13 protein-coding genes and 1 pseudogene are annotated in these 15,156 nt (G+C 72.1%); 9 read left to right on the top strand and 5 right to left on the bottom strand.

What is annotated here, in order from left to right:
- Window positions 1–107 precede the first annotated feature (107 nt).
- Both OG867_RS31140 and OG867_RS31135 read right to left on the bottom strand, forming a co-directional pair.
- A complete protein-coding gene (locus OG867_RS31140; protein ID WP_328898636.1) occupies window positions 108–275 on the bottom strand; it encodes a hypothetical protein in 168 nt (55 codons plus the stop codon).
- Between the two features lie 66 nt (window positions 276–341).
- Complete coding sequence (locus tag OG867_RS31135) at window positions 342–509, bottom strand: hydrophobic protein (RefSeq protein ID WP_073969255.1); 168 nt, start codon at window positions 507–509, stop codon at window positions 342–344.
- A 225-nt stretch (window positions 510–734) separates the two neighbouring features.
- Between OG867_RS31135 and OG867_RS31130 the strand changes: the two genes are divergently transcribed.
- Both OG867_RS31130 and OG867_RS31125 read left to right on the top strand, forming a co-directional pair.
- Window positions 735–1,673, top strand: coding sequence for a sigma-70 family RNA polymerase sigma factor (locus OG867_RS31130; RefSeq protein ID WP_406290485.1), 939 nt, complete (start codon window positions 735–737; stop codon window positions 1,671–1,673).
- A 57-nt stretch (window positions 1,674–1,730) separates the two neighbouring features.
- Window positions 1,731–2,294 carry a dihydrofolate reductase family protein gene (locus OG867_RS31125; RefSeq protein WP_406290483.1) on the top strand — a complete coding sequence of 188 codons (564 nt, stop codon included), beginning with the start codon at window positions 1,731–1,733 and terminating at the stop codon, window positions 2,292–2,294.
- 144 nt (window positions 2,295–2,438) lie between these two features.
- Here the strand turns inward: OG867_RS31125 and OG867_RS31120 are convergent, their stop codons facing one another.
- Window positions 2,439–3,083: a hypothetical protein gene (locus OG867_RS31120; RefSeq protein ID WP_406290480.1), complete on the bottom strand. Its 645-nt coding sequence runs from the start codon at window positions 3,081–3,083 to the stop codon at window positions 2,439–2,441.
- Window positions 3,084–3,357: 274 nt separating this feature from the next.
- Between OG867_RS31120 and OG867_RS31115 the strand changes: the two genes are divergently transcribed.
- A complete protein-coding gene (locus OG867_RS31115; RefSeq protein ID WP_406290477.1) occupies window positions 3,358–4,911 on the top strand; it encodes an alpha/beta hydrolase in 1,554 nt (517 codons plus the stop codon).
- A 142-nt stretch (window positions 4,912–5,053) separates the two neighbouring features.
- Here the strand turns inward: OG867_RS31115 and OG867_RS31110 are convergent.
- A pseudogene (locus OG867_RS31110) lies at window positions 5,054–5,225 on the bottom strand (pyridoxamine 5'-phosphate oxidase); the annotation flags it as partial.
- A gap of 326 nt (window positions 5,226–5,551) precedes the next feature.
- Here OG867_RS31110 and OG867_RS31105 point away from each other — a divergent pair.
- From OG867_RS31105 to OG867_RS31080, 6 genes are all read left to right on the top strand, one after another.
- Window positions 5,552–7,414, top strand: coding sequence for an ABC transporter ATP-binding protein (locus tag OG867_RS31105; RefSeq protein ID WP_406290474.1), 1,863 nt, complete (start codon window positions 5,552–5,554; stop codon window positions 7,412–7,414).
- 38 nt (window positions 7,415–7,452) lie between these two features.
- Entirely contained in the window at window positions 7,453–8,895 is a 1,443-nt protein-coding gene (locus OG867_RS31100; RefSeq protein WP_406290472.1) for an NUDIX domain-containing protein, read from the top strand.
- Window positions 8,883–10,253, top strand: coding sequence for a phosphotransferase (locus OG867_RS31095; protein ID WP_406290469.1), 1,371 nt, complete (start codon window positions 8,883–8,885; stop codon window positions 10,251–10,253). Before OG867_RS31100 ends, OG867_RS31095 begins: the two co-directional genes overlap by 13 nt.
- 11 nt (window positions 10,254–10,264) lie before the next feature.
- The gene (gene fxlM, locus OG867_RS31090; RefSeq protein WP_406290467.1) at window positions 10,265–12,613 is read left to right on the top strand and encodes a methyltransferase, FxLD system; all 2,349 of its coding nucleotides are present in this window, start codon (window positions 10,265–10,267) and stop codon (window positions 12,611–12,613) included.
- A gap of 98 nt (window positions 12,614–12,711) precedes the next feature.
- Complete coding sequence (locus OG867_RS31085) at window positions 12,712–13,803, top strand: NUDIX hydrolase (protein ID WP_406290465.1); 1,092 nt, start codon at window positions 12,712–12,714, stop codon at window positions 13,801–13,803.
- A 29-nt stretch (window positions 13,804–13,832) separates the two neighbouring features.
- Entirely contained in the window at window positions 13,833–14,261 is a 429-nt protein-coding gene (locus OG867_RS31080) for a GFA family protein (protein ID WP_406290462.1), read from the top strand.
- On the opposite strand, the gene OG867_RS31075 is transcribed toward OG867_RS31080, so the two are convergent.
- Window positions 14,219–15,094 (bottom strand): NAD(P)H-binding protein, encoded by an 876-nt coding sequence (locus tag OG867_RS31075; RefSeq protein WP_406290459.1) that lies wholly within the window; start codon window positions 15,092–15,094, stop codon window positions 14,219–14,221. The two genes, OG867_RS31080 and OG867_RS31075, sit on opposite strands and share 43 nt — an antisense overlap.
- Between the last annotated feature and the right edge of the window lie 62 nt (window positions 15,095–15,156).

The raw sequence follows: 15,156 nt of genomic DNA, 5'->3' as shown, positions 1-15,156 counted from the left end.
TCGTGCTGAACGTGCCGCAGGGCGCCGGCCACCGCCACCGCACGCGAAACGAGCCCTCGACCGGAAGGTCGAGGGCTCGTCCACGCCCAGGGACGCGAGGCGGCACATCACCGCCTGCGGGCCCAGCCACTGCCTATCCCCGCCACGTGGAGGGCCAGTGCCGTGAGCCCCAGCAGCATCACGTTGGTCGAGGAGAAGACATCGTTGGTGCTGATATCCGCCGCATTGATCAGGAACGAAACGAAGAACAACACCGCGGCGACTATACCGAGCATGGCAAGCCCCTTTCGTAGAAGTGAATTCCTTTTACACCGTTGGAGCAGAACCGGTCAGAAAGAAAGTCACCACCGGTACCAGCGACCCCGCTTACCGTTGGCCGTCGGCCGGATCACGAATCCGAGAAGCCAGACGACCAGCACGATGACGGCGATCCACCACAGCGCCTTCAGGGCGAATCCGGCACCGAAGAGAAGCAGAGCGAGCAGAAGAACAAGAATGACAGGGACCATGATTATCAACCTCCGAGACCTCCTGTGCCCCGGAGATACGACTTCACTCAACTGACCTTACATAAATCTTATGGGCGCTTTGATCACTTCGAGGCCGCGGAGGCCGAGCCCACGAGCAACTGGCGCCGCACATCGACCGCTGCCACGCCCAGGAGATCGGCGCCCCGACCGACGACATTGCCATCACGGTCGTTGGCCTTCTGCGGACACCGGCATGATGGGTGCGTGGATTTTGAGCCGTTCCGGGGCGAGTTGATGGCGTACTGCTACCGCATGCTGGGGTCGTTCCACGAGGCCGAGGACCTGGTGCAGGAGACGTTGCTGCGGGCGTGGAAGGCCCGGGACCGGTACGACCCGGGGCGCGCGACGGTGCGGACCTGGTTGTACCGGATCGCGACCAACGCGTGCCTGACCGCTCTGGAGGGGCGCGGGCGCCGTCCGCTGCCGTCCGGGCTGGGTGCGCCGAGCGACGATCCCGGGGCTCCGCTCGTACCGGCGTTGGATGTTCCGTGGCTGGAGCCGTTCCCCGACGCGCGGTTCGACGTCGAGGTGCGGGCCGATCTGCGGCTGGCCTGGGTGGCGGCGGTGCAGGTGCTGCCGGCCCGGCAGCGGGCGGTGCTGGTGCTGCGCGAGGTGCTGGCGTTCACGGCCGCCGAGGTCGCCGAGCAGTTGGGGACGACGGTCGCGGCGGTCAACAGCGCGCTGCAGCGGGCCCGTGCCGCGCTCGCCGAAGTGGCCGACGCCGGTGCGGTCGCCGAGCCGGACGATCCCGGGGTGCGGGCGGTCGTCCAGCGGTACCTGCGGGCGTTCGAGGCGGCGGACGTGCCCGCACTGGTCCGCCTGCTGGCCGACGACGCCGTGCTGGAGATGCCGCCGGTGCCGCTGTGGTACCTCGGCAGCGGGGACTACGGCCGTTTCATGGAGCGGGTGTTCGCGATGCGCGGCACCGGCTGGGCCGTGCGGGAGCTCACCGCCAACGGGCAGCCCGCGCTCGCGGCGTACGCGCCGGAGCCCGGCGGTGGGCACCGTCTGCACACCTTGCAGGTCTTCACCGTGATCGACGGCCGGGTGGCGCACAACGTGGTCTTCGCCGATCCGCGCGTCTTCGGCGCCTTCGGCCTGCCGTACGAGATTTCCGCGAAGGATTTCCGCCGGGAGCGATGAGTCCGGGCGGGGCCGCCGGTAGATACCGGTGAGCACCGAACCGAGAGGAGTCTCATCGTGAGCGTCGTCGTCATCGAGTTCATCACGCTGGACGGAGTCGTGACCGACCCGGACGGGTCCCAGGCAACCCCGTTGGGCGGCTGGGCGTTCCGGCACGGCCCGGAGGCGGTCGCCGGGGACAAGTTCCGGCTCGGCCGCACCATGGACGACGGGGTGCTGCTGCTCGGACGCGCCACCTGGCAGCTGTTCTCGCGGATCTGGCCGGGCCGCGACGACCCGTTCGCCGCGCGGATGAACGCCGTGCCCAAGCTGGTCGTCTCCCGCTCCCTGGCCCCCGGTGACATGTCGGCCTGGCGGAACTCGCAACTGCTCGACGGCGATCCGGCCGATGCCGTCAAGCGCGAGCGGCGGGACGTGGTGGTCGCCGGGAGCCTGAGCGTCGTGCGGCAGCTGATGGCCGCGGACCTGGTGGACGAGTACCGGCTGCTGACCTTCCCCACCGTCCTGGGCGCCGGGCGGAGGCTGTTTCCGGCGGACGGGCCTCACGCCGACCTGGAATGCCTGGGCAGCGAGCGGGCCGGCGCCGCCGTCCTGACCCGCCACCGCAGGGTCGGCCGCTGAATCACCGGGGCGCGGGGGCCGGATCAGGTGGGTCCGGCCCCCGAAATCGCCCTCTGACCTGTCATGACGGGTCTGACACCACTTCCCGGGCCGGGCGTTCCGTCAGCGACGGGACGCCCGGCCCGCGGTCGTGGGAGCGGGTGGTCAGTTGCTCCAGAGGACCGGGCTGTCGCTGTACGCGTCACCCTCCTCGAACGACGCGACCGCGATGGGGTCGGTCTTCGTGGCACTGAGCGAGCAGGTCTCGTACGAGGCGCCCTTCGTGGTGAAGTCGCGGGGGGCCGTCTCGCTGTCGCACTTGCCCGGGAGGTCACCGATCAGGATGACGCCCGTGGGGGCGCCGCCCGCCAGCTTGCCGCGCAGCCTCAGCGACGAGTAGGAGAGGTCCGTGCCGCCGACGTTCTCCACCTTCATGCGGATGTAGTAGGGCGTCATGCCCTTCGCCTTGTCGCCGAAGGGGGCCATGTCGGCCTCGGTGCCCTTCTCGATCGCCGTGACCGTGATGGCGACCGTGCCCTTCTTGTCGGTCCCGTACTTGAACGGCACGACCGCCCGGTCACCGACCTTGAACTTCGTGCCCGGTGCGGCGACGTCACCACTGGGCTTGGAACCGGCGTCGTCACTGGGGTCCGCCGACGGGCTCTCGCTGCTCGGGGCGGGCGAGGCCGGGGCGGAGGCCGAGGGCGATTCCGGCATCGCTGCCGGGTCCTCGTCATCGTTGCAGGCCGTGAGTCCGAGGCTCAGGGTGGTGAGGGCAACTGCGGTGACGATGCGTCCCTTGCGTATCATTTTGACCTAACTCGCGGTAGAGGCTGCGCTGTACAACAGCCGGAGGGTGTTCCGGGCAACACGGCGACGGCGGTGCGTCAATGAGGCGCGCCGCGACGCCCTACTCACCCTGGGCCAGGAATGACACAGACTCGTCGCAGAGACGGCACAGCCGCGCGACGACTGTGCCCCGCCTGTGAGCGGCTGGGCGGCTTGTACGCTGCACTCATTCGACGGACATCAGTTCGGGCGCGGCGCGGGGCGGGCGTCCAGGGGCGGGAACACGGGGTCTTCCATGAGTGACGCACATCCGATACGAAGCCGCGGACCGGGCTTCTCGATCGGTGCGCGCATCATCGCGGTCCTCGTCCTCACCGCGATCGGGGCCGTCGGCGCCTGGATCCAGCGCGACGCTCAGCACCGGCACGCGGAGCCGCGTACGGAGTTCACCGCGACCAACCCGCCCACCGGTCTGCCCGCCGCGCTCACCACCGACCAGCACCTCCGCTGGTCCCGCTGCACCTCGACGCCGACCGCGCGCGAGGGCTACGACTGCGCCGTCATGAGGGCCCCCCTCGACTACCGGAAGCCGGACGGCCGGACGATCGACGTCGCCCTGATACGCCTCAAGGCCACGGGCCCGAACAGCCGGCGCATCGGTTCCCTCGTCCTCAACTTCGGCGGGCCCGGCGTGTCCGGCGTGAACGGACTGCCCGCACGCATCCGCCAGTACGGACCGCTGCTCGACCGCTACGACCTGGTCTCCTTCGACCCGCGCGGCGTGGGCGCGACCATCCCCGTGCGCTGTGGAAAGACAGCGGACGACACCGGATTCGAGGGGGGCGACGCCTGTGCCAAGCACTCCGGGGCGATCCTCCCGTACATCGGCACCTCGCACACCGCGCGCGACCTCGACCTGATGCGCTACCTCCTCGGCGACAAGCGGCTGCACTACTTCGGCGTCTCGTACGGCACGGCGCTCGGCGCGGTGTACGCCCACCTGTACCCGTCGCACGTCGGACGGCTCGTCCTGGAGGCGTCGGTCGATCCGACCGTGGACCTCGACGAGGAGCAGGTGGCGCAGGTCGAGGCGGTCCAGGCGGCGTTCGACCGGTTCGCCGTGCACTGCGCGGCCCATATCCGCGACTGCCCGACCGGCGACGGGCCCGAGGAGGCCGCCCGCCGCATGGCTCGTCTGGCCGACCGCCTGGAGAAGAAGCCCGCCCCGGCCGGCGGCGGCAGGACCCTCGATGCCAACGGCCTCGCGTCCGACGTCGACGACCATCTCGCCCGCGGCACCGACGGCTGGCCGCCCCTGGCCAAGGCACTCACCGCGCTGATCGACCACAACGACGGCCGCCCGCTGGACAAGGGCTCGGAACACACCGGCACCGCCGACCAAGCGGCGGAGCCGCAGGACACCAGCCGCGCCGCCCTGGTCGCGATCACCTGCGCGGACTCCAGCCTGCGCCCTGACTTCGGCCGCCTCGACAGGGACTCGAAGCGCGTCGAGGCCGCGTCGCCGGTGTTCGGCGCGGCCTGGTCCGCGGGCGTCTACGTCTGCTACGACTGGCCGTTCGACGGCGAGCGGGTCACCCCGCGGGTGAACGCCGAGGGCGCGGATCCCATCCTGGTGGTCGGCGGCACCGGTGACCCGAGGACCCCGTACGCCGGTGCCCAGCACATGGCCCGCGCGCTGGGCGACGGGGTGGGCGTGCTCCTGACGGCCGAGGAGGAGGGGCACGGGACGTACCCGCAGAACCGCTGTGTCCTGGAGGCGGTCGACCGCTACCTCCGCACGGGGCGCGCCCCGGCCTCGGGGACGGTGTGCCGGGGCGACATGTCCTAGGTGCGTTGACCCGCGGGGGCCCTGCGGGCGTCAGGTGGTGCGATGCGCCTGCCGCATCGCGGTCAGCCGGGACACGTACCGGGCGGTCGTCACGGGGGTGGGGAGCACGAGGGCGCCCCCACCAGACGTGGAACCGGGCGGCCACCGCTGCCCAACCGGTGGCGACGACGCTGCAAAGTGTCCAGCCGCTTGTCGCCGGACGCGTCCGGAATCGCCACCGCACGCGAGTCCAGGACGGCCACGAACCCGGCGGGCCCGCCGCGTGAGGCGACGTCGCAGCGCCCTTGCGCGTCCGCGCCGGTGACCAGGGCCAGGATCAGGACCCGCGGCCTGGACGGCCGCTCAGTGTCCGCAATCCCCCGCAGGGGTGACCCACCCTGATCGAACGAGTTTCAGTGGCGAGGACCCAGAGGCCCCATGACCTGTCCCCATTATTAGAACTTGCGTTCACCACATGCTCTCCGATCCGGCCGTTACGGGACCGGATCCGCCGCGTTTTTAGAGCATCAGTGCCACATCGACGCCCAGACGGAGGAACGCCATGCACCCCACCCCTCCCCCTCGCAACAGCGTCCCGAAATCGAACGGAGGCGTTCCGGGACCGCGCACGATCCCCTTAGCCCCCGAGCCCGAGCCGCAGATGCGTTACGTCGATCTCACCGGCAGCCGTGAGGCGGCCGGCCGGTCGATCCGGATGCGCGACATGGCCCGCCGGCTGCCGCAACTGGTGCGCCGCTCGCTGGCCCTGGCGTGGCGGGTCGACCGGCGGGCGACCGTCGGCCTTCTGCTGTGCCAGCTGGTCACCGGGGTGACGCAGGCCCTGGGCCTGGTCGCCATCGCGGGCACCCTGACGGCCCTGCTGCGCGACGGGGACGTCTACCACCGTCTCCTCGACGCGTGGCCGTCCGTCGCCCTGCTCGCCGGAGCCGCCGGGGTGCGCGCGCTCCTCGGCATCACCGTCAACTGGCTCTCCTCCAGGCTGGGCCCGCTGATGTCCCGCGAGGCCGAGCAGATGCTGCTCACCGGCTGCGCCGAGGTCGAGTTGTGCGCGTACGACGACCCCGACTTCAACCGTGACCGCGAGGCCGCCGACCGCGGCGCCCAGGTCACCGGCGACCTGATCAACGAGGGGCAGGACCTGATCGCCTCGGCCGCCGCCTTCCTCGCCGGGGCCGTCGTGCTCGCCGGTGTGCACTGGGTGCTGCTCCCGCTCCTCGTGGCCGCCAGCCTGCCGCAGGCCGTGGCCCAGGTCAGCGCCGCGCGCGTCCGCTATCTGGCCAACCTCCGCAGCAACGGCGACAACCGGATGCTGTCCGTGCTGCGCTGGCACATCTACACCAAGGACGCCGCCGACCAGATCCGCGCCGGGACCATGGCCGACTTCCTGTCCGGCCGGTACCGGCACACCGTCGCCCGTATCAACCGCGAGGACCGGGCCGCGGCCGACCAGGGCGCGCGGATGTCCCTGGCCGGCGCGGTGTGCGGGGGGCTGGGGTCGGCGGTGGTGTGGGCGGCGGTCGTGTGGCTGCTCGCGAACGGCCGGATCAGCGTCGGCCACGCGGGCACGGCGGTCTTCGCCCTGCAGACCGTCGGCATGGCGGTCCGCGGCCTGGTGGCCGTCGGCGCACGCGCCGTGCGGACGGGGCTCTATATGGACGACTGGACCGGCTTCCTCGACAAGGCGGGCGGCTTCCGCATGCGCCGGGGCCCGCACCACCCCGCGCCGCCGGAGACGATCGAGGTCAAGTCGGTCACGCACCGCTACGCGGGCAAGGAGCACGATGCCCTGTCCGAGGTGTCCCTCACCCTGCGCCGGGGCGAGGTCACCGCGCTGGTGGGCTTCAACGGCTCGGGGAAGTCGACGCTGTCGAAGCTGGTCAGCGGTCTCTATCTGCCCACCGACGGGCAGGTGCTGTGGGACGGTGTCCCCACCGCTGAGGCCGACCCGCAGGCGCTGTGGCGGCACGTCGCCCTCGTACCGCAGGATTACGCGCACTGGCCGCTGACCGTGCGCGAGAACGTGACCCAGGGACAGCCCACCGAGCGCGGCGACGCGGCGGTCCGGGAGGCGTGCGAGGCGGCCGACGCCGACGAGGTGATCGACAAGCTGGGCGCGGGCCTCGACACCCTCCTGGCCCGCGAGTGGCTCAACGGCGAGGAGCTCAGCGGCGGCCAGTGGCAGCGCATCGCCCTGGCCAGGGCGTTCTTCCGCCAGGCCGGGCTGCTGGTGCTGGACGAGCCGACGGCCAACCTCGACCCGCGTGCCGAGTTCCGCATCTTCCAGCGGCTGCGGTCCCTGGCCCGGGACCGAGCGGTGCTGCTGGTGACCCACCGCATCGCGAACGTGGCCGTCGCCGACCGCGTCGTCGTTCTCGACGCGGGCCGCGTCGTCCAGGAGGGCACGTACGCCGAGCTCGCCGAACAGCCCGGCCTCTTCCGGCAGTTGCTGTCCTACCAGATCACGTCCGAACCGGACGAGGACAAGGGCGAGGCCCGCGCGTGAGCCGCCCCGTACCCCTTCCACCGTCCCGAGGTAACGACATGCCGCTCACCCGCTCCCACATCCGCACCACCACCGAGGCGTACGTGGCACGCCACCCGCACGAGCGGGAATCCCTCGCCGGGCTGCTGTCCCTCCTGGACGGCGCGGACGATCCGGCCGACCGTGCGACGCTCCCCGCCCATGTCACGTGCAGCGCTGTCGTCATCGACCGCCGGCGCCGGGTCCTGCACATCCGGCACCGGGCTTCCGACGGGCTGGTCCTCACCCCCGGCGGTCACACCGAGCCCGGCGACCGCAGCCTGCTCGTCGCCGCGCTGCGCGAGCTCTCGGAGGAGACCGGGATCGCTCCGGGCTCCGTGTGCCTGACCCGGCAGTTTCTCGGCTCCCCCGCCGACATCGACGTGCACGACATCGACGCACGCCCCGCGAAGGGCGAACGGGCCCACCGCCACTACGACTTCCGTTACGTGTTCTACCTCGCCGACGAGGAGCCGCCGGCGCTCACCCTTCAGGACGAGGAGGTGTCCGGCGCGCAGTGGCTCCCTCTGGCGGAGGTCAGGTCATCGACCCTGCGTACGAAGCTTCTTGAGGCGCGACTGGACGGACGGCCCGAGCCCGCGAACGCCTCCGCGATCATCCACGACGGCCACGGCCGGTACCTGCTGCACCTCCGGGACGCCAACAAGCCGTGGATCTGGGAGTCCGGGTGCTGGTCGCTGCTCGGTGGTGGCTGGGAGCCGCAGGATCGCACGCTGCTCGACACGGTCCGCCGGGAGTTGCGCGAGGAGGCCGATCTGGCGGTCGCCGGCCTGGTGCCGTACGCGGTCGAGTACGTCACCGGCACGGACGGAACCCGGGTGCCGGTCCAGGTGTTCACCGGCCGCTGGAACGGTGACCCGGCACGCCTGCCGCTCACCGAGGGCGTGATGGTCGCCTGGGTGCGGCCCGAGAAGTTCCCGTACATGACGATGCTGCCGTCGACGCGGGCGCTTCTGGAGCGGCACGCCGCCGAGCACGATGCGCCCTCAGCCGCGGCATCGGGGACGGTCCTGAACGTCGTCGGCGTCCACCTCTATCTGGAGCGGGACGGACAGGTCCTGCTGGGGCTGCGGCACCCCGGCTCGGCATACGCGGGCGACACCTGGCACGTGCTCGCGGGCCACTGCGAAGCGGAGTCCGCGACGGCCTGCCTGGTCAGGGAGGCGTACGAGGAGGCGGGTCTGGTGATCGACCCGGCGGATGTCGAACTCGTCCACACCGTGCACATGGTCAACCGGCCGGGTGGCAGGCCCAGGATCGGCCTGTTCTTCCGCGCACGGAGCTGGGAGGGCACGCCCGAGCTGAGGAAGCCGGACAAGTGCGTCGCCTGGCAGTGGTGGAACGCCAAGGACCTGCCCGAGCCGCTGGTCCCCTACGCACGGGCCGCGATCGAGGGCATTCGGGCCGGACGCGTCTATACGGAGCTGGGGTGGACGCGTTGACCCGCGCTGACGCGCCGGTGGACGCGCACCTGCTGGCCGTACGCGACGGAGACCTCGGGCCGGAGGTGCTGCTGTCCCGGCGGGCCGGAGACGTGTACGCGAGCGGTCTGTGGCACGCGCCCTCGGGCCATGTGGAGGCCGAGACCGTGGTCGACGCGCTCGTACGCGAGACGCTGGAGGAGACCGGTCTCGTCGTGGATCCCGCGGACGTGTGCGTGGCCGTCACGGTGCACCACCGGCCACCGGTCGGCCGCGCGAGGATCGGGGTCTTCTTCGAGGTGCGCCGGTGGAGCGGTACGCCGCGCGTCATGGAGCCGGACAAGTGCGACGCGATGGAATGGTTCGCGCTGGACGAGCTGCCGGAGCCGATGGTCGCGTACTGCCGGGCGGGACTGGACGCCTACCGGGCCGGTGCACACCTCGGCGTGCACTTCCAGGAGCCGGGCGACCCTCTTGCGCACGACCCGGCCGTGGACCGCTTGATGCTGATTCCCGGCGCCGCCCCGGAGGGTGCGGTGCGCGCGTTCGCCGAGCGGGCGGTGGGGCGGATCGCCCGTTGGACGGACGTCTCCTGGGCGAGGGAGGCGAGCCGCGTCTGGCGGGCGCACGGCGCCGAGGGCGGCACCTGGTACGTCAAGGTCCACCAGAACGACCGTTTCCACCGGCGCGAGGTGACGGCGTTACGGGGCTGGGTCACCGGCCTCGGGGAAGCCGCGCCCCGGCTGGTGGCCGCCGACGACACCTTGCGGGCCGTCGTGATCACGGCGGTGGGAGGCCGGTCCCTGCACGGTGCCGTCCTGCCGCCCGAGCAGGAGCGCACGGTCTTCCACCGCATCGGGCAGCTCGCGGCCTCGATTCACGACAGCGCCGCAGCCGGCCGGCCGGGCGGCGGGGTACTGGCCGTGGGAAATCTGACACGGCACCTGGACCGGGCCCGGCCCCATCTCGCCTATGGTGACGAGGAGTTCATCCGTATGACGGTCGAGGGTGCCGCCGCCCTGCCCACCCTGCCGGACGTCCCCACGCACGGCGACTTCCAACTGCGCAATCTGCGCTGGGACGAGGGCTCCGGCACGCTGTACGTGATCGACTTCGAGCGCTCCGAAGACGGCCCCGCGATACGGGACTTCGTGCGGCTGTCCGACAGTTGGCACGGCCGCCCCGACCTCCTGGCAGCCGTGATGGACGGCTACGGCCGCCCTTTGACACGGGAGGAAGAGGCCCAACTCACGCTACTCGCCGCCATGGACGCCGTCTCCGGCATCGCCTACGGCACCGCACACGGCGACCCCGGACTGGTGGAACGCGGTCTGCGCACCCTGGTCCGACTCCGCACCGACCACCACACCGCCCCATGAGGAGCAGCACGTTGACGTACACCACGCGCGATCAGTGGGTGGAGCACTTCGGTGAGGGGCGAGGATTCCGGGAGGTGGGTGAGCGCGAGCGGGAACTGTTCGCCGAACACACCGGTGGCGGCCGGGCGCTCGATGTGGGCTGCGGCGCCGGTGAGTTGAGCGCGTATCTCGCATCGATCGGCTGTACGGTGGACGCCGTCGACTTCGCCGACACCGCGATCGCTCGTGCGCGGGAGGAGCATGCCGATGTCGAGGGCGTGCGGTGGCTGTGCCTGGACATCGAGCGCGACGACCCGGCCCCGCTGCACGCGGAAGGCTACGACGTAGTGGTGTTGCGCCTGGTGTACCCCTTCCTCAGGGACAGGGGCCGCGTGCTGCACGCTCTGGGCGGGCGGCTCCGGGACGGCGGCGCTCTCGTCGTCATCACCCCCGTGGTGCCGAACACGTCCGATGAGCGGCGCGGCATCGCCCCGGATGAGGACGAGATCGCGCTTCTCGGCGCCGGCTGGCAGTCGGTGGAGCGGCTGGACGCGGACGGGTTGGCCTTCCTGGTCCTGCGTGGACCCCGCCCTGTGGGCACCCGGGCCATCGAGAAGAGGCGCCCCACGGCCCATGCCCTGACCGGCGCGCTCGCTGTCGTCACCGACGACGCCGGCAGGGTCCTGCTCGGCCGGTCGCGGCGCGGCATGCTGGAGCTTCCCGGCGGCAAGACCTGTGGTCCGGAGGGCTTCGCCGAGGCCGCGGTACGTGAACTCGCCGAGGAGACGGGCCTGGTGGCCGACCCGGCGGACGCGTACGTGGTGACGATGCTGGTGGACGACAGCCACGGCGTTCCCCGGCTCACGGCCGTCGTCCGCGTCACCGCCTGGTCCGGGACACCGGGCAATCCGGAGCAGGACAAGTTCGTCCGCTGGGAGTTCGCGGACGTGCACGCGCTCTCCCGTATCGGAGACGTCTTCACCCCGGCGGCCCAGGCGTTGGACGCCGTGTGGCCCGGAGTCGTACCGGGTCTGCCGCCCGTGGCCTCCTACCCGCTCGCCGCCGGCCGTCCGGCCGTGCCGGGTGAGCCGGCCGAGGCCGTCCGGCTGCGCGGTGCGATGGCCGATGCGGTGATCGCCGGCGGATGGGCCTTCTCCGAGCCCGTCCGTGAGGCGCTGCGGACCGTGCCGCGCCATCGGTTCGCCCCGGAAACGGACCTGGCGACCGCGTACGACGGCGACGACCGGGCCGTCGTCACCCGGCGCGACGAGACCGGGACGGCGATCAGCTCGGTGTCCGCGGCCTGGCTCCAGGCCGACATGATCGAGAGCCTGCGGCTTCGGCCGGGTGCGCTCGTGTACGAGGCGGGGTCCGGCGGCTACAACGCCGAGCTGATCGCGCATGTGGCCGGTCCCGAGGGGCGGGTGGTGACCGTCGACATCGACCCGTGGGTCGTACGCCGCACCCGCGCGTTCACCGCGGAGGCCGGCAGCGGACGTGTCACCGCCGTCGAAGCCGACGCCGCGCTCGGCGCCCCGGCCCGGCTCGTCCCGCGCGGCGGCTTCGACGGCAGCATGATCACGTACAGCTGCTGGGACATCGCCCCCGCCTGGCGCGAGCAGCTGGCCGAAGGCGGGTGCCTCGTCCTGCCGTTGGAGATGGGCGGCTACACCCGGGCGGTCGCGTTCGAGCGGCGCGGCGAAGTGCTTCACGCCCGCGGCTTCACCTACTGCGGCTTCGTCCGCGACCAAGGCCGGCAGGCCCGCTCCGCACCGGTCGTGCCCCTGCTCGACGGTGCGCTGACGCTCCGCTTCGACGAGGGCGCGGCCACCGGCACGGAGGGTGTGACGGAGGCGCTGCGCGGGCCGCGTCACGAGGTCGCCACCGGCGTCACGATGGGGGCCGGGGCCGGTGTCTACTTCGGCTCGCTGCAGTTGTACGCGGCCACCACCCTGCCGGGCTTCTGCCGCCTGCGCGCCCACGAGGACACGGAGATCGTCGCCGTGGCGAAGGGCCGTGACGCGCCGGCCGTTCTGGGTGACGCGTCGCTCGCCCACCTGGTCCATCTGCCGGCCCGGAACGGGGGCAGGGAGTGGGTGGTCCACGCCTTCGGCGCGGAGGGTCCGCAGCTCGCCGAGCTGGTCGCGGCCACCGTACGGGCGTGGGACCGCCACATCCGCGCCGCCGACGACGACCGGCACGCCGATCCCGTCCTGACCGCCCACCCGGCGGGCACGCCCGACCACCTGCTGCCCGCCGGGGACGTCCTGGACAAGGTGTCCTCCCGGCTGGTGTTCCGGTGGCCGGGCCGGGAGGGACGCCTGCCGGGTCCTGACCGGCGCGCGGCGGACACGGTCGCGGCGGCCACGGGAGAATCCTGACCGTCCGGCGGAGCCGTACGGACGGGATACTTCACGCGTCCGTACGGCTCCGGCTCCGGCCACCGCCGCACGTCCCCTTCGAACGGAGAGAGATGACCATGACATCCGCACCCGGCGAACCTCCCAGCGTGGCGATGCGCGAGGAGGCGTACGGGACGCTGCGCGCCTCGGCCGCGCTGTGGGCCGGCAGCAGTGTGCTGATCACCAACCGGCGCGGGCAGGTCCTGCTCCAGCGTGTCAGCTACCGGCCCACCCGCCTGCTGCCCGGCGGAGCCGTCGACAAGGGCGAGTCGCCGGCCCGGGGCGCCGCCCGGGAGCTGGAGGAGGAGCTGGGTGTCAAGGCGACCGTCACCCGTGGGCTCGCCGTCGACTGGGTCTCCCCCACCGGCCGGGCCGCGCCCCCGGCCCAGCGGTTTCCGGGCGAGCTGCTGCACGTCTTCGACGGGGGCGTCTGGGACGACGAGCGGATCGCGGCCATCCGGCCCGCCCCGGGCGAGATCGACGGCATCGAGTTCGCCGAACCGGCCGCGCTTCCCTCGCTGATGTCTCCCGGCGATGCCCGCCGCGCCCTCTCCGCGCTCCGCGCCCGCATCAACGGCGCCGGTCCCGTGCTCCTGGAGGACGGCCTGCCGATCGCCCCCACCGTCCTCGACCGGGTCGGTGTCCTGCGCACCGCCCGGGGCCGTCACCACCTGCCCTTCCACGCCGGGCCCGTGCCCGCCGGCCTCGCGGTCCGCCAGTCCTGGGTCTGGGCCTTCGCCCCGGACGGACGGGTCCTCCTGCTCTTCGAACCGGACACCGGCGCGTCCTGCCTGCCCGGCGGCACGACGGAGCCGGAGGACGGCGGCGACCCCCTGGCGACCGCCGTCCGGGAATGCCGCGAGGAGGCCACCGCCGAGCTCGGCGACACCCGCTACCTCGGGTACCTGTCCGACGCCGGCCCGTGCGCGAGGGTCCGTTACGCCGCCGTGCTGGCGAGCCTGGGCGCGGCCGCCGTCGATCCGGCCACCGGTCAGACGTACGTACGTGTTCTGGCCACCCCGGAGCAGGCCCTGGAGTTCTTCGACTGGGGGCCGTCCGAGGCGGCGGAGCAGCTTGCCGCCGCCCACCGGGGCCGCGCCGCGCTCGGCATACCCAGGGCCGTTCACCCCCAGCCCGTCACCGAAATCGTGCGCCCCACCGCCTGGTAGCGCTTCATCCGTTCCGAATCGAGGCCCTCATGACCGCCGCCCCTGTGCCCGCCAGGACCGGGCACTGCCAGTGCCGCCACATCACGTACCGGGTCCTGGGCGACCCGATCGACCCTCACCTGTGCTCATGCCCGCACGACACGCGTATCTCCGGCTCGCCCGCGGTTCTGTGGGTCGGCTTCGGCCGGGACGGGCTGACGTGGACCGGTCCCGGTGGCGAGCCGGCGTGGTACGCGACCTGGCCCACGCTGCGCCGGGGCTTCTGTCCGCGCTGCGGGACGCATCTCGTCTCCGTCGCCGACGACTCCGACACGGTCATGGTGACCGGTTTCAGCCTCGCCGACCGCAGCGGCACCGACCCCGTCGGGCACTCCTACCGGCAGGAGGCCGCTCCTTGGATGACCATCGCCCTTGCTCAGCCTTCCGTGAACGCGGAGGCGTGGCCGGCGGCCCACTGACGCAACGTCCGCGGTGGCCTCCCGAGGATGTCGGCCACCGCCGTGGTGATGTACGCGGGCTGCCCGACCGCCGCGCTCCACGCGGCGAGCAGCATGTCGACGGCCGAGTTGGGCACCGTACCCTCGCACAGGCTGCGGAACTCGTCCGGCGTCATCTCCTCGAATGCGATCCGGCGGCCCAGGGCGTCACCGATGACGTCCAGCTGAGCGGCTTGGGTCAGCGATTCGGGGCCCGTGAGCACGTAGTCGCCTCCGATGTGCTCGTCCTGATGGAGCGTCCGCGCCGCGACGGCGGCGATGTCGCGGTCGTCGACCGGTGCCGACTCGGCAGCGCCGTAAGGCCACCGGACGACCTGGCCGGCCCGGATCGCGGGCGCCCACCAGGCCAGCGTGTTCGAAGCGAACATCCCCGGCCGCAGGATCGTCGGCTCGAGTCCGGTGGCCGCGATGAGCCGCTCGATATCGGCGTGCAGCACCGCCATGGGATTGGGCTGCTGGAAGAAGGGGTGCGGAGTCCGGTGCGGGGAGGAGAGGAAGACGACCCGCCTCACGTGACCTGCCAGCCGCTCGATGACCGCCTCCGCGGTCCGAGGCGGGGCGGTCCAGACGAGGAGGACCGCACCGACGCCCTTCAATGCCGGGTCGAGTGACTCGGGCACGGTGAGGTCACCGGCGAAGACCTCGACCTTCGCCGGCAGCGTCGCCGCCGCCGCAGGACGACGGATGAGGGCACGGACCGGCACGCCCGCGTCGAGGAGCTCATTGATGACGACGCGGCCGACCCGGCCCGTCGCGCCGGTGACGAGCACGGGAGGAATGTCTGTCTGATTCATGCCACACATAAAAACGTTACTCGGTTAACAATACAACCGAGTAACAAGTGTTACGCTGGTCA

Source organism: Streptomyces sp. NBC_00209 (genome assembly GCF_045206345.1).
In the GTDB taxonomy this organism is placed as follows: Bacteria; Actinomycetota; Actinomycetes; order Streptomycetales; family Streptomycetaceae; genus Streptomyces.
The sequence above is the reverse complement of the archived record's forward strand: the minus strand, read 5'-3'. Positions and strand labels throughout refer to the sequence as shown.